Annotated in this window: 11 protein-coding genes and 1 pseudogene; 2 read left to right on the forward strand and 10 right to left on the reverse strand. The window is 45.0% G+C overall.

The features are described 5' to 3' along the window. Window positions 1-353: 353 nt before the first annotated feature. The 7 genes and pseudogenes from V7K67_RS17245 to rpsT form a co-directional block, all read right to left on the reverse strand. Entirely contained in the window at window positions 354-1,688 is a 1,335-nt protein-coding gene (locus V7K67_RS17245) for a hypothetical protein (RefSeq protein ID WP_335167664.1), read from the reverse strand. Between the two features lie 321 nt (window positions 1,689-2,009). Further along, a pseudogene (locus tag V7K67_RS17250) lies at window positions 2,010-2,505 on the reverse strand (RNA-guided endonuclease InsQ/TnpB family protein); the annotation flags it as partial. Window positions 2,506-3,177: 672 nt separating this feature from the next. Then, window positions 3,178-7,251: a DNA-directed RNA polymerase subunit beta'' gene (locus V7K67_RS17255; RefSeq protein WP_334732826.1), complete on the reverse strand. Its 4,074-nt coding sequence runs from the start codon at window positions 7,249-7,251 to the stop codon at window positions 3,178-3,180. A 327-nt stretch (window positions 7,252-7,578) separates the two neighbouring features. Next, on the reverse strand, window positions 7,579-9,456 hold the full coding sequence (locus V7K67_RS17260; RefSeq protein WP_334732827.1) for a DNA-directed RNA polymerase subunit gamma: 1,878 nt from the start codon (window positions 9,454-9,456) through the stop codon (window positions 7,579-7,581). A gap of 255 nt (window positions 9,457-9,711) precedes the next feature. Beyond that, window positions 9,712-13,011, reverse strand: coding sequence for a DNA-directed RNA polymerase subunit beta (gene rpoB / locus V7K67_RS17265; RefSeq protein ID WP_334732828.1), 3,300 nt, complete (start codon window positions 13,009-13,011; stop codon window positions 9,712-9,714). Window positions 13,012-13,807: 796 nt separating this feature from the next. Further along, window positions 13,808-14,593 (reverse strand): TatD family hydrolase, encoded by a 786-nt coding sequence (locus tag V7K67_RS17270; RefSeq protein WP_334732829.1) that lies wholly within the window; start codon window positions 14,591-14,593, stop codon window positions 13,808-13,810. A 58-nt stretch (window positions 14,594-14,651) separates the two neighbouring features. After that, window positions 14,652-14,948: a 30S ribosomal protein S20 gene (rpsT, locus tag V7K67_RS17275; protein ID WP_334732830.1), complete on the reverse strand. Its 297-nt coding sequence runs from the start codon at window positions 14,946-14,948 to the stop codon at window positions 14,652-14,654. A gap of 699 nt (window positions 14,949-15,647) precedes the next feature. Here rpsT and hisD point away from each other — a divergent pair. Next, window positions 15,648-16,949 carry a histidinol dehydrogenase gene (gene hisD, locus V7K67_RS17280; RefSeq protein WP_292841134.1) on the forward strand — a complete coding sequence of 434 codons (1,302 nt, stop codon included), beginning with the start codon at window positions 15,648-15,650 and terminating at the stop codon, window positions 16,947-16,949. 728 nt (window positions 16,950-17,677) lie between these two features. After that, window positions 17,678-18,103 (forward strand): universal stress protein, encoded by a 426-nt coding sequence (locus V7K67_RS17285; protein WP_334707442.1) that lies wholly within the window; start codon window positions 17,678-17,680, stop codon window positions 18,101-18,103. A gap of 287 nt (window positions 18,104-18,390) precedes the next feature. Here V7K67_RS17285 and V7K67_RS17290 read toward each other — a convergent pair whose 3' ends face one another. From V7K67_RS17290 to crtD, 3 genes are all read right to left on the reverse strand, one after another. After that, a complete protein-coding gene (locus V7K67_RS17290; protein ID WP_334732831.1) occupies window positions 18,391-18,780 on the reverse strand; it encodes a hypothetical protein in 390 nt (129 codons plus the stop codon). Between the two features lie 390 nt (window positions 18,781-19,170). Beyond that, window positions 19,171-20,277, reverse strand: a complete 1,107-nt coding sequence (locus tag V7K67_RS17295) for a saccharopine dehydrogenase family protein (RefSeq protein WP_334732832.1) — start codon at window positions 20,275-20,277, stop codon at window positions 19,171-19,173. 178 nt (window positions 20,278-20,455) lie between these two features. After that, window positions 20,456-21,970 carry a C-3',4' desaturase CrtD gene (gene crtD, locus V7K67_RS17300; RefSeq protein WP_334732833.1) on the reverse strand — a complete coding sequence of 505 codons (1,515 nt, stop codon included), beginning with the start codon at window positions 21,968-21,970 and terminating at the stop codon, window positions 20,456-20,458. Between the last annotated feature and the right edge of the window lie 278 nt (window positions 21,971-22,248).

The raw sequence follows: 22,248 nt of genomic DNA on the forward strand, positions 1-22,248 counted from the left end.
AGAGGAGCAGAGGAGCAGAGGAGCAGAGGAGCAGAGGAGCAGAGGAGCAGAGGAGCAGAGGAGCAGAGGAGCAGAGGAGCAGAGGAGCAGAGGAGCAGAGGAGAAAAACCACGCCACTTGCGGGTGGGGCTTCAACCAAGGAAGCTAGGGAGCATACTCAGTACTGAGTGCTGAGTAAAGAAGATTGAATACTCAGTATTTTTGCACTATGGTAAAAGCCCCGCCCCTTGTGGGTGGAATCTTTTGGTCAGGAGAAGGTTGATACCCCGCCCGCAAGTGGCGCGGTCTTTCAACTCAGCACGGGCTAAACGCCCTGCTATCCATGTACAGCACTATGTACTCAGCACTCTTCATTAACCTCGTTGAAAACCCTTTGCTGGCTTTTGTTGTCCCTTAGCCTTTGGCTTCGATTTGTTAACTTCTCCTAAAGCTTCCTGAAATAAGTTGTGCAAATGTATGGGTACACTGGCAATATCTGGTAACTCTGGCTCAATAGGTTTGTGGAATTCTTGCAAAAGTGTATCCAAGTCACTTGCAAGCCTAAACTCTGGACGTTGCAAAAATGCTTGTAACACATTTTCTAATTGAGTTGGATACTGTTGCGCTAATCGATGCCAGATAAAAGCATTAATACTTTTATCTTCGAGGTAGTAACGAACTAGTTTTTCTGCCCCTTGAACACTTTGCCAATCCTCTGCCGCTAAAATTCCTTGTACCTTGCTATATGTTGGTAAAAACATTTGTCCCCAACGAGGATGAGAAAGGGCTGTTACCTGTTCTGCTTTCTTGAGTTCAGCAGGTAAATCAACCTTTGGCATCACCATTTTGCTATTGCCGCTTTTGCTGTTAAACATCTCAGAGACTACGTTAGAATCAGCACCAAATTCTTGTGCTGCTGCTTTGATTTCCTCGTCTCCAATGCCCGCTGCTTCTGCCACTTCAGCCAGAGATTTAGAAGTATCAATTCCTGCGGCTGCAAAAGTTTTTTCAGTAATTACTTCTTGAAATTCCGCTATTTTTTTATTAAGATGGTATCCAGATAGTGTGATTTCGTCAGTGCCAAAAAAGTCTACAAACTGCTGATGATATTTTCCTACTGACTGCCAAGCTTCTTCTAGCAAGTCTGGAGCATCGCTGTAAAGATTACTTTTATAGTTTTCTTTGAAATTGCCAATTGCTACAGCAAGTTTTGGTTTACCTAATTTACCCATGATTGTGTAGGGGCCAGAAAACATCCAATAGCTATCGGTGACAGGAGAAATGCGAGTTAGCAAGATTTCTCCGACTTTCAACCGAGATATTGCCTGTAATGTTTGAGTATTGTTTGGCTTGACGATGTAGTGTTTATCTGTCAACCAGTTGGTCAATTCAAACCCATCAGGTAAAATATTGGTTATGGCAAATAAGCCAATAAAACTATGATGCCAACTGGTGATCAGGCTGCGATCGCTTTCTTCTAAATCTGGATGGCTTTCGATAAACAAGTCTAATGGAGACTGATCACCGACTTTCCCATCTGTCAGAAAGCTATCAATGATTAAGTCCTGCTGTGTACTATCTCCACTTCCACGGCGCGACTGTTCTGCTGCATAAGTTTCCAGTGCTTTTGCTAGTTCCCCTTCAGCATCAAGGACAAAATCAACTAAGGCTTGTTTTAATTGGTGCGATCGTTCTAATATGACATCCACAAGTTAATCTCTCGGTGCAACAGATGTAGATTATAGCGTTTGAGAGAATTACAGCATCTAGCAATAGCTAGATTTATCAAAACAGAATTCAGGAGTCAGGAGCCAGAATTCAGCAATGTTTTTTGTGCGACTGGCGGATGAATCAAGGGGTTTAAGACCCCCACTAAATCTTCGATTTAGTGGTCTTCAATCAGTGGCGGGTCTGAATCCCCCACTGATTGATTCTGACTCCTGAATTCAGAATAGCTGAATTCTTCTTCAAATGAGGATGTTACTTTTGAATCGCCATAATTGACTGACTACTAGCTCAAAAGCCAGAAACTAAAATCTTGAGGATGTGACATCTCCCGCCACTGAACGGAGTACCGTTTCAGTGGGGGCTTCCAAGACAATCCGGCTACCGCTTAGGAGGCTCTTGGCTTTTGAGAACGGAATGCCCTACCGCTCTATTCTTTATATTTATCGCTGCATTATGATCGCGGTCAAGACTACACCCACAACCAGGGCAATCATGCCATCTTTCATGCAGTTTTTTGGGAACTTTCACCCCACAACTAGAACAATCTTGACTCGTGGCAGATGCTTTAACTGGGATAACACATAATCCAGCGTTTTCGGCTTTGATTTGTAGTATCGACAGAAAGCTTGACCATCCAGCATCAAGAATAGACTTTGCTAATCGTGTTCGTGCAAGTCCTTTGACGTTCAAATCTTCAACCGCAATAACATCGTATTTTTTCAACAAATTGTTCGCGGTTTTGAAATGGAAATCTTTTCTTTTATCTGCAACTTTTTTGTGCTGGTTACCTAATTGTTTTGCGGTTATTGTCGCTTGTTTGTGGGTTCGCAGATAAGATGAAATTCTGACAACGAATTTATAAGGGTTCCAGGTACCGATATTCGCGCATAAAGTGAAATTCATTGTGGAGTCTGGGTTTGAGCCAAATATTCAATTTGCACATAAATTGAAATTTTCCGACTTTGATTTAACGACAGCCCGAATGCTTTTAAAAGCGTACTTTTGAAGTGCGATAGGCTTACGCCCCACGCCCAGGCGATCGCCTCGTGTCATAGGTAGCCAAGCAGCTTGACTATGGAAAATTCGGGATTTTAAGTATAAATTATAATCAGTATTTAACAAAATATAGTGAATTTCTGTGAGTAGATGCAAAATTTCACTTTATGTGCCAATTCGCTAGCTTTCTCAAACCCTTGCCCCACAATCGATTTCACTTTATGTGCGAATTCCGTCGCCTGGAACTCCTGTAACTCCGTTGTTCAAATTTCATCTTATCTACGAACCGACATGTTGGTCAATTCCTCATTGCCCACCTTATATCCCGCCACTGACCTGGGTACAGGTTCAGTGGGGGACTTACGGTGTAAAGTTAAAAATGTGTTTTTAGAGAGCAAAATAAAAAGGCAAAAGAAAATCTTCTTTTGCCTTTTTGCTTTTTACCTTTTAATAGAGACGTGAAATTTCTAGTCTCTATTCATCATCAAAATCATCTTCGTCGTCTTCCTCTTCTTCCTCGTAATCGTCGTCGTCTGCGACTTCATCGGCGATTAATTCATCTTCGTCATCTAGAACTGACCTTTCTGCACGTCTGCTGCCAAAACCAGATTCCCCAAGAGTAGGAGAATCTAAATTATAGGTGCGAGCTGTGCGGTCATCTAAGACCATATCTAGAGGATCGTCAACTTCATCTAAGACACTACTGCTAATCTCAGCAGCATAATCTTCGATCGCACCAGGTTCATCATAGGTATTGTACCCAGTGCCAGCCGGAATCAATCGCCCGATAATCACGTTTTCCTTTAATCCGCGCAGCCAGTCAGATTTACCTTCGATAGCTGCTTCGGTAAGTACCCGTGTTGTCTCTTGGAAGGATGCGGCGGAAATAAAGCTGTCGGTGTTCAAGGATGCTTTGGTGATCCCCAACAATACTGGGGTATACTGTGCCCTAGCACCGCCTGTAATTGCCATAGCTTCGTTTACCTGCTCAACTTGGCGCAGTTCCACCAATTCGCCGGGAAGCATCGTGGTGTCACCACCATCATCAATCCTGACTTTGTTGGTCATCTGGCGAACAATCACTTCAATGTGCTTATCGGAAATATCAATCCCTTGAGACTGATAAACCATTTGCACTTCATTCACCAAGAAGGTTTGTACCTTCTGCAAGGCAAGGCTAGCACAAGCATAGATTCCATCTTCAGAACCCAGGCTAAAGAAGATTTCCAAAATTTCATGAGGATTGGATGGGCCGTCGGTTAACGGTTGTCCCGCTAATACCATTGAGCCATCTGGCACAATCAAATTTTGTCCTGGGCCCAGAGGATAATCTGTCACCACGCCATTTGATTCTACGACCTTAATAGCGATCGCTTCATCACCACCCTCAGCGTAAACTACCTTAACTTCACCCGCCCGCCGACATAAAATACACGCTTCTTTCGGTTTACGAGCTTCCAGCAGTTCCTCAATCCGGGGCAAACCTTGAATGATATCTCCAGTTTTGGCGCGTTCAAACACCAGCAACACCAAGTTATCACCCCGTTGTACCAAATCGCCGTCTTCTATCTGCAACACAGCACCAGGGCTGACTCGGTAAGGGCGACCAATACGGGTAGTAATAACGTAGTTCTGAGTTTGAAGTGAGGAGTTAGGAGTTTCGGAATTAACTCCTAACTCCTCACTCTTAACTCCTAACTTTTTAACATTCACTACTTGCCCTGATTCTGGGGCAAAAACTCCCGGAGCAACTTCTGCACCTTCTACTAGCAAGTCACCCACTTTCACCTTGGGCTGAGTACTAGTATTGGTGATCAGCCTGTCAACGTCGCGTAACACCAAGCAACGACGAACGTTTTCAGTTCCTTTTTTGACACCCCGCACTTCCCCCCCTTCTTTACACAAGATTTGGGTACGTGCGACTACAGAACCGGGGGCAATAGTTAACCCATCGTGTACCTCAAGTGTTGTTTGGGTGCTACCTTGGGTGGCATCAGCGGTAATGTCTCGACGAATTACCAAGGATTCCAAAATTACCAGTTGTAAACGTTGAACTTCTGGGTCTTCAGTATCTTGTACCAATTCAATATCTGCTGCCAGGGGTGAAGCATTATGGTCTTGTTCCCCTTCTTGCTCGATTTCCAGCACTAGCTGGGTTCGCAGCAGTTCCACACCTTCAACAGATTTGACACGTTCTGAATCTTTGTAAGGTAGTCGCTGCACAGCTCGCAACTGAATCGATCGCCCGGTTTGTTGACTTACTGATGTTGTTGATGGCACATCTGGATTATCCGGTACGGCAAACTCAACTACTGGACGACTCAACAGGGCAGGCCCTTCTGGTGTCTCCACATACTGGATATAACGCAATTCCGTGGCGACATTGCCTTGGAATTCCTCACCTGGTTGGATGAAGGTGTTATCTCGCCCGATAACTGATTCGGGATCGTCCACCATCAGCAGTTCCCCTGGCTTCACCACCACTTCCCGCAGAATGTCGTTTTTCTGGGTCACTTCGATTACACCACTGTTTTGGCAGAAGATATCTTTCACCACTTCGGTGCCAGCTTCGACAAACTGACCGTCTTCTACTAACAGTAAGGAGATATCTTTGTTAACTTCGTGGCTTTCTTCAGGAATCCACAATAGAGTACCGCCCTGCACGACTTCATAACCCAGCTTGGCTTTACCTTTTTTCTGGACTTCGACACCTGCGAATTTCAAAAATCCACCAGTGGTTGTGCGATAGCGGTCATCAATTAACTCAGCTACTACTTGACCATTTTGCACCTTAGTGCCTGGGGTAGCTCGGAGGTTAAATACCTGGTTGTTGCCAGTGGAGACTAAGTAGTTATTGCGACCTTGAGAACTTTGGACTGTCACGGTTGCCTTGTCTAAGACCACAGAAGCGGTGATAATCTCAATTTCTCTGGTACTCTTACCTGGGGTCGCTTCGGGCAAGCGCACCACACCGCCGTGCAAACTGGCTAACTTAGTTTCAGCTAAAACTCCATTAGCAGCGATCGCATCACCATTTTTGACAATCAATTCGGCCCCTGGCGGCAAGTTGTAAACTTCCCCAGACAAAATCCAAATCAACCCCCCCCGTGCGGCTGTGGTTGTGGTGTTACCCTGACGGTCAGTTTTTTGTTCTGGAACGACTTCGGCAAATTGCACTTCCCCTGCCAAGTCAGAGGCGACATCTTTAACTGCTTTTTCTGTATTAGTCCGAGTTGTCCGTCCACCGAGGGCAACCTCTGCCAACAACTGACCTTGTTTTACCTTATTTCCATCAAATACATATAGTGTTGAACCTTGAGTCAGATGAACCTCTTGGTTCTCTGGGGTAACATCACCTTCTTTTTTCGGCTCCAAAAGCATGATGCCATTAGCCTCAACATAGAGGGCATCTTCCCCGTGGCGGGTACGATAGGTTCTAGTCTTCAATTTGCGGGGAAGCTTGACAGTTCCATCGATTTTAGAACGAACTTGTTGCGCCACTTCTCCAGTAAACACCCCACCAGTGTGGAATGTCCGCATGGTTAACTGAGTACCAGGTTCACCGATACTTTGGGCAGCAATAATCCCCACAGCTTCGCCCAAATCTACCATCTTAGCGTGGGCCAAACTCCAGCCGTAGCAGTGTTGACAGACAGAACGTGCGGCTTCACAAGTTAGTGGACTCCGCACCACAACTTCACCCACCCCAGATTTTTCAATTTTCTTCGCCAAATCCTCAGAAATTGGGGAATTGCGGGCGGCAATCAATTCTTTTGTTACCGGATGCACCACATCTTCGCCAATTACCCGTCCCATCAAGCGGGTGGCTAGAGGAATCAAGGTTTTGGCCCCTTCTGTCATCGGTCGAATCGCCAGACCTCTGGTGGTGCCGCAATCAAATTCCCGAATAATTACATCCTGGGATACGTCCACCAACCGACGGGTAAGATAACCAGAGTCAGCCGTCCGCAAGGCAGTATCCACCAATCCTTTTCTGGCACCGTAAGACGAAATAATGTATTCCGTCACAGTTAGTCCTTCACGGAAATTGGTTTTGATGGGTAAATCGATAATTTCCCCTTGCGGATCAGCCATCAGTCCCCGCATCCCCACCAACTGCCGCACTTGAGAGATGTTCCCCCGTGCCCCGGAGAATGCCATCATATATACAGAGTTCAGGGGATTAGTCTTCTTGAAGTGAACGACGACTTCATCTTTCAAGGCTTCACTGGTACCATTCCAAGTATCGATTACCTTTTGGAAGCGTTCTACTTCAGTGATTTCTCCCCGTTGATAACGGGTTTCAGTAGCGCGAATTTCTTCCTCGGCTGCTTCTAAGAGCAATCGCTTAGTTGGTGGGATCATCAAGTCATCTACACTGATGGAAACCCCTGCTTTGGTAGCGTAGCGAAATCCCAAATCTTTCAATTTGTCCGCCATTACTGCGGTTCGGGCTGTACCATAATTCGTAAAGGCCCAAGAAATTAAATTTCTCAGTTGACCTTTGTCAACCACGCGATTGCGAAAAATCATTTTTTCGTTAGTCATTAATCATTAGTCCTAAATTAATAGTTAGGAGTTAAAAGTTAGGAGTTAAAAGTTAGGAGTTAAAAGTTAGGAGTTAAAAGTTAGGAGTTAGGAGTTAGGAGTTAAAAGTTAGGAGTTAAAAGTTAGGAGTTAGGAGTTAAAAGTTAGGAGTTAGGAGTTAGGAATAAAAACTCCCACCTCATAACTCATAACTCCCACCTCATAACTCATAACTCCCACCTCATAACTCATAATTCATAACTCCTAACTCATAACTCCTAACTCCTAACTCATAACTCATAACTCCTAACTCCTAACTCATCACTCCTCACTCCTCACTCCTCACTTTTAGCTTGCTAGTGCTTCCTGAATGGCATTGTTGTAAATAACGCGGCCAGGGGTTGTGTATATATACTGCGAAAGTACATTGCCTTTAGCGTCAAGTCTGACTCGACGGAACTTATAGAGTAATGTGCGAGTACCATCCTCGTTTTCCGTCACTTTCACGGGTTCCGTATCTGGTTGGTCTGATTCTATTTCACCGTCAAACCGCACGTAAATATAGGCGTGCAAGTCAATTTGATCTTGCTGGAAAGCCATAATTACATCCTCTAGGGAAGAAAAGTAATTTCCTGCTCCTTTTGTCGCACTGGGATTTTCTGCTGTTAAATAATAGGCTCCCAATACCATATCTTGGCTAGGCGTGATGATCGGTTTACCTGTGGCTGGTGACAAAATATTGTTAGAAGCCAACATCAACAACCGCGCTTCCGCCTGACTTTCTAACGACAACGGGACGTGTACCGCCATTTGGTCGCCGTCAAAGTCGGCGTTAAACGCTGGACATACCAGAGGGTGCAGTTGAATCGCTCTACCTTCTACTAAAATTGGTTCAAAGGACTGAATACCCAAACGGTGCAGTGTTGGTGCCCGATTTAGCATTACAGGATGTCCTTCAATCACCTCTTCCAGCACATCCCAAACACTGGGGTCATTGCGGGATATCAGCTTTTTCGCAGCTTTGATGTTATTCACCATGCCGCTACGAATCAGGCGGTTAATTACAAATGGTTGAAATAGCTCAATTGCCATTTCTCTAGGCAAACCGCACTGGTGAATTTTCAGCTTTGGCCCAACCACAATTACCGAACGTCCAGAGTAATCAACCCGTTTACCTAACAAGTTTTGTCTAAAACGTCCTTGCTTACCCTCAATAATGTCAGACAAAGATTTCAGAGGTCGGTTATTTGCCCCGACCACAGTGCGTCCCCGACGACCATTGTCAATTAAAGCATCCACTGCTTCTTGCAGCATCCGCTTTTCGTTCCGCACGATAATCTCTGGTGCTAAAATTTCTTGCAAGCGTGCCAAACGATTGTTGCGGTTAATTACCCGCCGATACAAATCATTTAAATCGCTGGTGGCAAAGCGTCCGCCATCTAGTTGCACCATTGGGCGCAAGTCGGGGGGAATCACGGGAATAACTGCCATTACCATCCACTCTGGTTTGGAACCGGTGGCGATAAAGTTGTCAATTACCCGCAATCGCTTAATTAACTTGGCCCGCTTTTGTCCCTTGGCGTTGCCAATTTCTTCCCGTAGACTTTCGGCTTCTTGCTCTAAATTGATATCAGCAAGCAAACGCAACAGCGCTTCCGCACCAATACCTACCTCTACGCCTTGCAGCACAGAGTCTTCGCTATAAATTTGGTCTTCTATTTCCAACCACTGGTCTTCACTCAGTAGTTGTTTGTAAGTTAAAGTTTCGGCATTACCAGGACTCAGGACAACATAAGAGTTGAAATAGACAATCTGCTCGACATCCCGCAAGGGCATATCCAACAGGATGGAAATATAGCTAGGAATGCCTTTGAGATACCAGACGTGAGCTACTGGTGCGGCGAGTTTTATATAGCCCATACGGTGGCGACGCACCCGTGACTCGGTAACTTCTACCCCACAGCGCTCACAGACAATACCTCTGTGACGGACTCTTTTATACTTGCCACAATGGCATTCCCAATCTTTTGCGGGGCCAAAGATGCGCTCACAAAACAAGCCATCCATCTCTGGCTTGAGAGTTCTGTAGTTAATCGTCTCTGGCTTGGTAACTTCACCGACTACTTGACCGTTGGGCAATGTTCTCTCGCCCCACTGCCGAATGCGTTCGGGGGAAGCCAAGCCGATTTTTACGTAGTCAAACTGATTAGTTTGGGCAGGTCTCATGACTTTTGTGCTGAGTTAGGAGTTTGGAGTTTGGAGTTTGGAGTTAGGAGTTTGGAGTTTGGAGTTAGGAGTTTGGAGTTTGGAGTTAGGAGTTTGGAGTTTGGAATTTTTAACAAACTCCGTGGGTTTAAGTCCCCCGGTTCTATAACCGGTAAGTTTTGGGTCGGGGTCAAATCCCCCTTCCAAAACTTTACTTCCGACTTCCGACTTCCGACTTCTTTAACTCCTAACTCTTCACTCTTCACTCCTCACTTTCTATTCGTCATCATCCAGCGATTCGCGGGAAAGAGATTCGTAAGTGGGTCGAGGAGGTGTGCGACGGGCTGATTGGTCTGCCATCAAATCGACTTCCACATCTAGAGAACTGCCGTCTGCTTGGGTTTCTACCTTGTGTACGGCAATGTCTAACCCCAATGATTGCAACTCGCGCATTAGCACCTTAAAGGATTCTGGGGTTCCAGGTCGAGGAATTGCCTTACCTTTAACGATCGCATTTAAGGCTTCATTCCGCCCTTGCATATCGTCAGATTTAACTGTGAGCAATTCCTGTAAGGTGTAAGCGGCACCGAAGGCTTCCAATGCCCACACTTCCATTTCTCCAAACCGCTGACCACCTTGTTGGGCTTTACCACCCAAGGGTTGCTGAGTCACCAGTGAGTAAGGTCCAGTTGAACGAGCGTGGATCTTATCATCCACCAAATGCACCAGTTTCAGCATATAAGCTACACCGATGGTAATTGCTCGGTCAAAGGGTTCACCTGTCCGACCGTCATACACCATGATTTTGCCTGGGTTATCTGGGTTATATACCCAGTCTTTCCCTGTTTCGTCTCGGGCTTCTTGCAATTTGCCATGCACGATTCTCCGGGATGTCTCTTCACCGTACATTTCATCAAAAGGAGTAATCTTAAATCGGACTCCCAAGGTTTGACCAGCCCAACCTAATAAGCATTCAAATACTTGTCCGACGTTCATCCGACTGGGTACACCCAAGGGGTTGAGTACAATGTCCACTGGTGAACCATCGGGCAAATAAGGCATATCTTCCGCCGGTAATATCCGAGAAATAATCCCTTTATTACCGTGGCGTCCTGCCATTTTGTCGCCAACTTGGATTTTGCGTTTTTGGGCAACATACACCCGGACTACCATATTGGCTCCTGGTGGCAGTTCATCGCCTTGTTCACGAGTAAACAAGCGCACATCAACTACGCGCCCTTTTTCACCATTGGGTACTCGCAGGGAATTATCCCGCACATCCCGCGCTTTTTCACCGAATATGGCCCGCAACAGTTTTTCTTCTGGCGGTTGGTCAGATTCACCTTTGGGTGTCACCTTACCCACCAAAATATCACCAGCTTCTACCCATGCCCCAATGCGAATGATTCCCTGTTCATCCAACTGGCGCAAGGCATCTTCCCCAACGTTAGGAATTTCTCTAGTGATTTCTTCTGGCCCCAGTTTTGTCTGTCTGGCTTCAATTTCATATTTTTCAATGTGAATTGAGGTGTAGACATCATCCTGCACCAGTCTTTCCGAAATTAAAATTGCGTCTTCGTAGTTGTAGCCTTCCCAAGGCATATAGGCAACAACGATATTTTGTCCTAGCGCCAATTCACCGCCTTCGGTGGAGGAGCCATCAGCCAATACCTGACCAGCAACAACCCGTTCCCCAATGCGGACGAGAGGTTTCTGATTTAAACAGGTGTCTTGGTTGGAACGTTGATATTTGGAAAGGGTGTATCTAATTTCTGGGGTATTCGGTTTCGGACGGACGCGAATTTCTGTGGCATCCACATAAGTGACATCGCCATCGGTACGCGATACAACCACCATCCCGGAGTCTCTGGCTCCTTGGGCTTCCAAACCAGTACCCACCAAAGGACGTTCTGGTTTGAGCAGGGGTACAGCTTGCCGTTGCATGTTCGATCCCATCAGCGCTCGGTTTGCGTCATCATGCTCCAAGAAGGGAATCATGCTGGTCGCTACCGACACAATCTGTACGGGAGATACGGCGACGTAATCCACCTGTTCTGGTGTTGTGGTGGAAAATTCTTGGCGATAGCGGACTGGCACTTGTGGCCCAATGATGTGCCCAGTTTCATCTACAGGAATATCCCCAGGAGCAACCCGCAGGTCGTCTTCTTCATCGGCTGTCATGTAGGCTGGAGGCAGGTCAAATCTGACCCGCCCATTTTCTACAGGTCTAAATGGTGTTTCGAGGAAGCCGTACAGGTTCACCCGCGCATGGGTTGCTAAGGAGCCAATCAGTCCGGCGTTGGGGCCTTCTGGTGTCTCAATGGGGCAAATACGTCCATAGTGACTCGGATGAATATCCCGCACGGCAAACCCGGCGCGTTCGCGGGTTAAACCACCAGGGCCAAGGGCACTCAGACGGCGTTTGTGGGTCAGTTCTGCTAAGGGATTGGTTTGATCCATAAACTGACTTAACTGGCTGGAACCAAAGAATTCTTTAATTGCTGCTACCAATGGTTTGGGGTTTACCAAGGAAGCGGGAGTTAGCACTTCCGCATCGGATACCGTCATCCGTTCCCGAATAATTCTCTCTAGGCGGTTTAAGCCTACCCGCACTTGGTTTTGCAGCAATTCCCCGACGCTTCTCACCCGCCGATTGCCTAAGTGGTCGATGTCATCGATATTACCAATATCGTATTCTAGGTTGATGAGGTAATCGACGGCTGCCAAAATATCGCCAGCAGTCAATACCCGCATGGTGTCTGGGACAGAAAGGCGCAATTTTTTGTTGAGTTTATAACGTCCGACGCGACCAAGGTCATAACGTTTCGGGTCAAAGAAACGAGAGTCGAGGAGTTGTTGTCCACCTAATACTGTAGGTGGTTCACCAGGACGCAGTTTGCGATATAACTCCATCAGGGCTTCTTCTTCAGAGAATTGCCCTTCTTTTTCAATGGTTTTTTGGAAATATTCGGGATGTCGTAAGGCGTCAAAGATTTCGTTGTCTGATAAGCCTAAAGCTTTTAGGAGTACCTGCGCTGAGAGTTTGCGGGTTTTGTCGATGCGTACCCACACCAAATCGTTACGGTCTGTTTCAAATTTCAGCCATGCTCCCCGGTTGGGAATTAAGCTAGCTGAATAAGTACGCCGCCCATTTTTGTCGATTTCTGATTTGTAGTAAACTCCTGGCGATCGCACTATTTGGTTGACAATTACCCGCTCGGCACCGTTAATAATAAACGTGCCGCGATCAGTCATCAAAGGCAAATCACCAATGAATACCTCTTGCTCTTTGATTTCCCCAGTTTCTTTATTAATCAGGCGTGTGGGAACATACATTTGGACAGCATAAGTACTATCCCGCCGTTTAGCTTCTTCGACGTTGTACTTTGGCTCCTTGAGTTTGTAGTTATGACCCAAAAAGTGCAGTTCTAATTTGCCCGTATAATCTGTGATAGGACTAAAGGAGTTAAGTTCTTCTATCAGCCCTTCTTCTAAAAACCAGCGAAAGCTTGACCGCTGGATTTCAATCAAGTCTGGCAATAGAAAGGCGGGTTCCATATATGTTTCTTTAGTCATGCCTCTACCTTTGTCAACCTGGTTAAATTTTCCCTTGGACACTGCTGTTTGACGCTTCCCACTGCTAGCCAGTGTCCTTAGCTATTTGGGATCTTTTTCTTACACACCACTTGCTATTTACACTTATGGGCAAACACAGCGATTAAAGCTAGCTGGAATCAGCAATCTTGACAAGGGGATAATCGCTCTTAATAAGAACTGTAGTAGCATACAAGCAGGTGAAAATTTGCTGAAAGCCTTTCTGGTTCGCATCCAATACCCCACACCCATTTCCATCAGAATATACAGTTGAGATATTCCTGAATTTGATCTAAGTTTCCTCACTTTCCCTCCAAAAAGCGCGTTAATTTGTTGACGCAGCTCCACACAGTGTGTCTTAAATCCACTCCGCTGCTTATACTCTCAGTGATATCCTAGATATCCTAAGAATGAGGGAATGATCCGCACTTCGCCGATTTTGAATCAGAATCACTTCATTTTGCTGGATTGTACTCACAAGACAATTTTGTTTAACGATTTTCAATAGATTCAATACACACTAAGCCGATGTTGTGCAAAAGTCTAGCTCAATTTGGGTTGGCACGGTTAGTCATGTGTGGAGAGCATCCGCTTGTAGAGGTTGGGAGGATGGCCAAGCCATAACAGCACGGAAAATTCAGATGAGAAGTTTTAGGCTCCTTCCTTTATCATTATGGCGCAAGCAAAATGTTTTTGAGGGAATAATATTAGCATATTTTTGTGCCCCTATAGGTTTATTTTTTTTATCACAACTTAACAAAAGATACCAGGACACATTTTATACTGATAATCCAAATAATTCGCAGGCATTTTGGGTGGTTTGATGGGCGATCGCCTCTACCGTTTCCTGACGCAGTTTCGCTACTTGTTCGGCTACATAAAGCACGTAAGCCGGCTCGTTGCGCCTCTCACCCCGTTTGGGAACTGGAGCCAGAAATGGACAGTCTGTTTCAATCAGTAGGCGATCGCTACTCACCATCGCGGCTGAAGATTGGATGGCTTTGGCGTTTTTGAACGTTACCGTTCCGCTAAAGCTAATGTAGAAGCCTAAATCGAGAAACCATTGGGTTTCTTCTGGCGTTCCTCCCCAGCAATGCATGACACCCCGTACTCTTTCTCCTTTGAGTTCTCGCCATTTTTGCAAAACTTCCCTGGTTGCCACAGCAGCATCCCGACAGTGGATAATCACTGGTAAGTTGAGTTCCGATGCGATCGCTAACTGTGACTCGAACACCATCAGCTGATGCTCGTAGTTATCAGCTTTGTAAAAATCCAGCCCCATTTCCCCAATTGCTACCACATTCGAGTCAGAACTTGCTAAAGTTTTGATTTTCTCGGCTGTGTCGCTATTCCATTTTTCAGCATCTAAAGGATGTAACCCCACAGCAAAGCTGATTTCGGGAAATTCTTGGGCGATGGATTGAATACTGGCAAACTCCTCCGGGTGAACACAGGAATGTACTAAACGCACTACACCTGCTTCTTGCCACCGCGATCGCACTGTTGCTAAATCCGGTTGGAAACTATCAAAGTTGAGATGTACGTGCGTGTCTATCAGTTGCATCTTTTGTCCTTTGTTGTTTGTCCTTAGTCACAAATGACGAAGGACAAATGACCAATGACTACTCAGCTGTTTGGGTGAGGGGTTTTAGTCTGTGAGCCAATCTTGATTTTTTCCTTGCCCCGTTGTTGGGGTGAAGGACACCCCGTTTAATCGCTTTATCGATTTTGCCGTAAGCCTCAGATAACCTGGTTTGTACTTCTTGTTTTAATTCTGGGCTAGGATTAGCTGTATAGGCAGCTAGAGCATTAATGTATTTCTTGATCAGCGTCTTGACTGCTGATTTGTAAGCTTTGTTACGCAGTCGGTTACGTTCTGCGATTTCGGCACGCTTGAGAGCAGACTTTGTATTCGCCACAGTCAATTCCAAAAATACTATTAATTATGTACACACACTACTAGACTTACTAATATAGCATCCAAATTGCCAATGTTATAATTTCCTAAAAAAATTCTAGCAAGACCCGACCCCAGATGAAAAGGAGTAGGGAGTAGGGAGTGGGGAAACAAATCAGGCTTAACATCGGGCGGGGTTTCAACCTACCTTGGGATACAAGGATTTTATCTCGTGCGAACGCTACCGCGAACGCGCCACTTGCAGGCGTTAGCGCGTAGCGGGACGTTCGCGGTAGCGTCTCTAAGAGTTGTACGGCTTTAAACCTCAATTTCGGGGCTAATTTCTTCCCCTACTCCCTACTCCCGCTCCGAAGGGGTAGTAAATCCCTACCGTGTATACACAAGTCGAATTACCCCCCTTAATCCCCCCGATATAGATGTAAGTCCGGGGGATCGGATATGTCAACATACCACCTGTACCCCATAAGGAGTGAGGAGAAAATGGCAAGCCTGCTTCCTGCCGTTAGCCTACTAAAGCTTGTGGGACTGAGCAATTAAATTGCCTTATCAAGCAAACTATATGCTGGTAGTCTTGAGAGTATCAAAAAAATTCAGGTTAAGCTAGAGAAGAGAATTAGAGTCAGCTTGCACACCCCAGTGGGTCAAGAGCAATACTAAATCTCAGGTGGCAATATTATAATTTTGGCATTGTCCTTACTCCATGCTGCGAATCATTACTCAGCAGGCAGACGTTAGAGCAGAACTACAACGGATCTGCGATCGCACCCATGACGAACAGGTGCTTCACAAAGAAGCAACGGTGCGGGAAGTTTTGCAAGCAGTGAAGCGCCAAGGCGACAAAGCTGTATTGCATTACACAGCCGAATTTGACAAACAAACCTTGAAAGCAGAAGAACTCCGAGTTACAGGCTCGGAATTAGATGCAGCCTATCAACAGGTGTCAAAGGAATTGCTTGATGCAATTCGGCTAGCTTGCCGCCAAATTGAAGCGTTTCATCGTCAGCGTGTACCGAAAAGCTGGGTACATTTTGGCGACGATGAAGTAGTGCTGGGCAAACGCTACACCCCCGTAGATCGAGCCGGGTTGTATGTGCCTGGTGGCCGTGCCGCCTATCCCAGTACAGTGCTAATGAATGCAATTCCGGCTCATGTTGCTGCTGTACCCCACGTGGTGATGGTGACACCACCAGGGCCAGGGGGTGCAATTAATCCCGCAGTCTTGGTAGCTGCCCAAGAAGCAGGGGTACAAGAAATTTATCGCATTGGGGGCGCACAAGCGATCGCCGCTTTAGCCTATGGCACAGAAACGATTCCGAAAGTGAATGTGATTACTGGCCCTGGTAACATTTATGTCACCCTAGCGAAAAAACTTGTCTACGGCACCGTCGGCATTGATTCTTTGGCAGGCCCCAGCGAAGTGCTGGTGATTGCCGATGAAACAGCAAATCCGGTGCATGTAGCTGCTGACTTGCTAGCCCAAGCCGAACACGATCCAATGGCGGCAGCAATTTTGCTGACGACGGATGCTGCTTTGGCAAAAAACGTGCAATTAGCCTTGGAAAGACAGCTAGTAGATCATCCACGGCGAATAGACACAGAAAAAGCGATCGCTCATTACGGCTTGATTGTCGTTGTGGAATCGCTCGAAGCAGCAGCAGAACTCTCAAATGAATTTGCCCCCGAACATCTAGAATTAGAAATCAAAGACCCGTGGGCATTATTACCACAAATTCGCCACGCTGGGGCAATCTTTTTAGGTTACTCAACACCAGAAGCCGTAGGAGACTATTTGGCAGGCCCTAACCATACCTTGCCAACTTCTGGCGCTGCCCGCTATGCTTCGGCATTGGGAGTTGAAACTTTCCTCAAGCACTCCAGTATTATTCAATACTCTCAAACCGCACTGCAAAATGTGGCTGGTGCTATTGATGTGCTAGCAACAGCAGAAGGTTTACCTTCTCATGCTGATTCAGTACGACGCCGAATTCAGCAAGAAGAGTGATTTGGAATGCTTAATTTTTTTCTTATCCGTCCACAAGTCGGGCATTACCGACGGTAGTTTCTGAGAGAGGGTTTTCCTCTCCCAGAAACTCGTGAAAACCTTCTCCAGACAAGTTGCTACAATGCATTGGCATGAAAGTAGTGTTAAACTTACCTATGGCGTAGCCTCAAATATATACAATAATTAATTAATTGGCAAATAAAAAATTGGTTTAGTGTCGCTGCCGACTAATTTTGCTAGATACTTATTTGACACTCCCCGTGATAAATCGACGGGGATTCTTGGTTCAACGAGACCACTTAAAACGTGGTTCCTTGCGTTACCTAGCCCAGAGGTGGGACTCTCCACTCTTGTTGCAACTGCCGTGCAAGTCCTGTTTAGTTTGAAACAAATAGTTCAAAAATCTGAGTCGTCACGCTCGGTATAAATCTTTTACCTACTGCTAGGAGGAGACTAGAACAATGCAGTAGAACCGCATAGATGAGGCAGTGCGGTCTTGGGGTCTCCCCAAATAGAGCAACTGCCGTTTAATTGTCTTCGCGTAGCGTCTCCCCTTGGGAGAAGCTTCAGGTGTTTTTCGACGACAAGGTTTTTTAAGTGGTTGATTACCTTTCCAGTATCATTAGTATAGTGTATTGGTACACTAATTAATTGAAAGCCGTTGTAGAATGACGGGGCTTTAAACCCAATTTTTCGGTAAAGAGTCTACTTTTTAGGAGACGAGAGCGGTGCTAAATAGTATTTTGGTAGCTCTGGACGGTTCGGAAATTTCAGAACGAGTAATTCAGACTTTAGATAATTTGGCTTTGTCAAAAGATGCCAAGGTTATTCTTTGTCACGTGTTTCCTACGCCAGAGTCAGAAATGGAACTACCCGCTGATCGTCCTCAGCCAGAGTCTCCAACATTTTCTTATTTTCAGGTTGAAAAACAGCTGCAATCCTATCAGGAAAAGTTATCAATCACAAGTGAGTTAGAACTAGTAACTGGTGATCCTGCTGAAGAAATTATTCGTCTTGCCAATATTTATAAAACTGAGTTGATCATAATTGGCAGTCGGGGGTTGATGGGGATGAAGCGAATTGTTCAGGGTTCTGTTAGCAGTCAAGTTGTAGAAGAGGCTAATTGTTCAGTGTTGGTCGTAAAACCAAGGTAAAATTTTACAAGGGGAAGCAATGACTATAACCACCCCAAAACTAACCTTTGAGGAATACCTGAAATATGATGATGGCACTGATAGGTGTGATTAGAAAGATTTGCTCAATTCACGAAGAGCTTCATTAATCACATTAAAAAACTCGATTTTAAGTTTTAAACCCGCCGACAAATTTCGGGCTTAATAGCGCCGGCGGCAAGCGAGTCAGACGCTCAAGGATTCGCTTTGCGCGTCGCTATCGAGCGTCTTGATTCTGACTCCTGAATTCTTCTTCAAATCTATATTCTTTATTTACCTGTCACCTTTTCAAAAACCTCTTTCGCCTTTTCACCAAAACTTTCTGGGGAATTTTGTGCTTTTTCAGCCTTCAAATTTCTTTCGTAAGTCTTCTCTATAGTATTAAGATTTTTTGAATCTTTTATTGCTTGCTCATAAGCTTCTTGTCGTTTTTCTTCTTGAACGCCAACACCTGAATCGTATTCGTTAGCGCGATTAATTTTTTCTTCAGAATTTGGTTTATACTCTGGAGGTATTAGCTTCAATTCTTCAAGTGTAGTTGCATAACTAGCTTGCTGAAAGAAAATCAACGAACCTGACAAGCTGATAGAAATCATCAAGCAAATAACCAAAAGGCTTGAACGAAACGCTTGCTTTAGATTTAATAGAATTTTTTGCATGGTAAAACCCTCCTAGTTTTTTGTGAGCCTCTGTCATGTATAGATATATTCAATATTTAAAGCTCACAAGCATCCTAAGTGTTTAGGTACAGTTCTTACTTCTACCGTAGGGTATATTAATTTTTAGCTATAGTTCAATTTCGATGACAAAATCAGCATTTATGAAGAAGAATTCAGGAGTCAGGAGCCAGAATTCAGAATTGAATTCTGTGCAACTGGCGGATGAATATTGGTTTAAAACCTCGTCCCTCTCTACGAGATGCTAAAAGCGAATGTGGGCGAAAACAACGCTCGAAACTTTTTCCTCATTTAAACTCCATCCCTTTATAGGTGGAGTATTCTGACTCCTTTTTATTATGCTATTCATCATCCCAGACTCAAAGTGATGCCTTATAACCAACTATGAATAATTTGAATTCCTCGACTTTGCATTACCTCTTCAAATAAATTTGTTGGTAGTGCTTCTTCTACAGCAAAAACACCTGGCTTTTTGAGTTTGCCTTCTAGCAATAATTGGGCAATACTACCCGTACCGCAACCAGAAGCTACGGCTGTATTTTCATGCACTATAGTTGAACAATAAACGGCGGTTTCACCATTTTTTTTGCCTGTAACTTCTGAACGAACTGCTACCCCAATTCCACTAAAATTATTAGTGACATCTGTCATCAAATGGCTGACATGAGACAGGAATTCAATCATCGAACGTTGCTGCATTAACCACTTGGGAAAAACGTGTGCTGCAATCCAAGTTAGATGATTATAAAAATCTGGAACAGAGCCAAACTTAGTAATTACAGTTTTCACTGATGGAAAGGCGTGGGGCAATGTAAATGTTTCTGGCATATCAAACCAGTAAACTCCACTGCGTCTATATGGCGATGGAAACTCAATTACTTCTCTTTCACTATAAGGCTTGACTGTCTCCCATTTTCCATCTACCCAAGCTTCAAAAGGATACTGCAACCCCAGAAAAGTTGTCCGCATCACTGTAATGCCTGCACCGCCAGAACCCGAAACTAAATAACTTAAATGGATCTTTTCTGGCCGATCAAATTGTTCAACTCCCTGACGTACCATGCTGTTAGAAATACCAGGAAAAATGCCAGTATTAATAATTGCTGTCACACCAGCAGCAGCAGCTTGTTCATGATAATTTAGAGCTTTGCTGGTATAAGAACGATGATCGCTGACATCTAGATAATTAACACCTTGGGCAATACAGGTTTCCAGAACATTAGTATCTCTGTAGTGAAATGGCCCAGCACAATGAATGACTAAATTAGAGTTTGCGATCGCATCTCGCAACTTGTCAACTTCTGCCAAGTCTAATATCAAAAACTGCACTTGTCCCCCCGAAGACAAGCTAACAGCCTTGCCAAACTCCGCAGAACGTCCAGTAATCGTAATTTGTGCCTGCGTATGGGTAGCGAGATCCTGAGCAACACTGCTACCAATGCGCCCTCGTCCACCAATAATTAAAACGCTGTCTGTCATTACTCCGGATCAGCAACACTAACCTTATTTCATCAGTTTTGCGTCCTATTTACCATCGGTTATAAGTATGATTTATACCTTTTAATAAAATTTCTGTTCTATCTAAATAGTTATAAATAAGTTCTTAGTAAGGACTAAAGCCCTTACTACAAACCCTCAAAACTAACTTGACAAATTACTATATTTGCGCTTCAATCTGCCTGACTACCGTTAACGCCGAGTAACTCACCCCAGCGGTGCCTTCCCCTGGATGGGTAGAGTCACCAACTAACCACAAATGCTCAATGGGTGTTCGATTGGCGAAGCCAAAGGGACCAAAGGTAGGTATTCTTTGACCTATGCCACCAACTATACCGCGATCGCGCCCTGTGAAGTGGGCAAAGGTGCGGGGTGTTGCGGCTTCTTGATAAATAATAGTTTCTGGTTTGAGATAAAAGTATTGAGCAAGACGAGCGATCGCTTCTTGGGTAAACTTTTCTTTTAGTCCTTCATAATCTTCAGTCTGCCACCACTGTGCAGGATCGACAAATGAAGAAGCAATAATTGTCGCTTTCCCCTCCGGTGCGCGACCGTCTCCAGGATGACTGACAGAAACAAATAGGGAATTATTCTCGCCAATGGGGCCATTGACATCATACAGAAATTGCAGGTGGGGAGGACACCCAGGCGGAATCGCGCTCGCATCTACACCCAAATACACCACAAATGCGCTCGATGCTTGGGGTAGTTTTTCCACCCGGTTTTTATATCCAGATGGTGCTTGTTCTCCCAATAACTGCACCAAATTTTGTACGGTGACGTTGCTAACTATGTGGTTGGCTGCTTCCGTCCAGACTTCGCCAGTTTTCTGATTTCTAATTACAACAGCAGTAGCTTTGCCGTTTTCTACTTTGATTTGTTCTACAGTGTGGCGCATCAATAACTTGCCGCCATCTCTCTCTAAGGATTGTACCAAGCGATCGCTCAACACCTGCATACTTCCCTGGAGGTGAAACAATCCTTGGGGCAATTGGGATACACTCAAGGCTGTGGCTGCGTAAAGTAATGCTGTCTCGTCTGCATCCACCTGGGAGTATAGTTTCAGTTGCAAATCCAAAAAAGTTCTTAGTCGTCGGTCATTTCCCAGTCCACATAAACGTAAAGCATCTCCTACCGTAAACAAGGTGAAGGGTACGGTAATTAATGTACTGGGACGCACCGCTTGGATTAGCTGCCACAAATCCCATAAATTACGCGGTGGTAGCACCGGGTCGCGTCCTTGAAATTCCCAACTGGCATTAAATAAAGTTGCCATCAACTGCCAAAACGGTTCACTACCAGGAAATTGTTTTTGTCGTTCCGCTTGCCATTTTTCTTGGTCGCGCCAAACGTTGATGGGTGTACTCTCCCCAGGTAAATAGACCGCACAAGCAGGGTCACAAGGCGTTGCTGCCGGCAAATCTATTTGCAATTCTGAGAAAATGCGGTGGTGAATTCCCCCTGCTTCCAACCCCGCCACCTGAGTTGCTCCCACATCAAAGGTAAATCCTTGGCGTTTAAACGTCGAAGCACAGCCACCCGGTACGAGGGCTTGATCTAAAATTAAGACGCTGTAACCTCTGTGAGCTAATAATGCTCCAGCAGTCAGTCCACCGATTCCTGCACCAATAACCACTACATGAGATTTGCTTTTTTCAACAGAAATGCTGGACATTGATACTTATTATTGATAAATCTTTATATTACTATTTATAACTTTACAACATTATTGATTAAACCATAATCATCAGTAGGGGTGCATCCTCTACAACTTTGTTGCATGGAAGTGCTATCACGTCTAAAAACCTTGGCTAGACAGATTAAAATAGTGGTGGAATAGAATTTTAGTTTCTAATCGTTAACTGTAGTTAATTTGATTTCTACAAGCCGCACACTCGTGACTTATAGTCATGAGTTAGGCGCTCCATATTGAGCGTGATTTTATGTTACAAT

The sequence above is a fragment of the Nostoc sp. genome, assembly GCF_036917155.1.
Lineage (GTDB): Bacteria > Cyanobacteriota > Cyanobacteriia > Cyanobacteriales > Nostocaceae > Nostoc.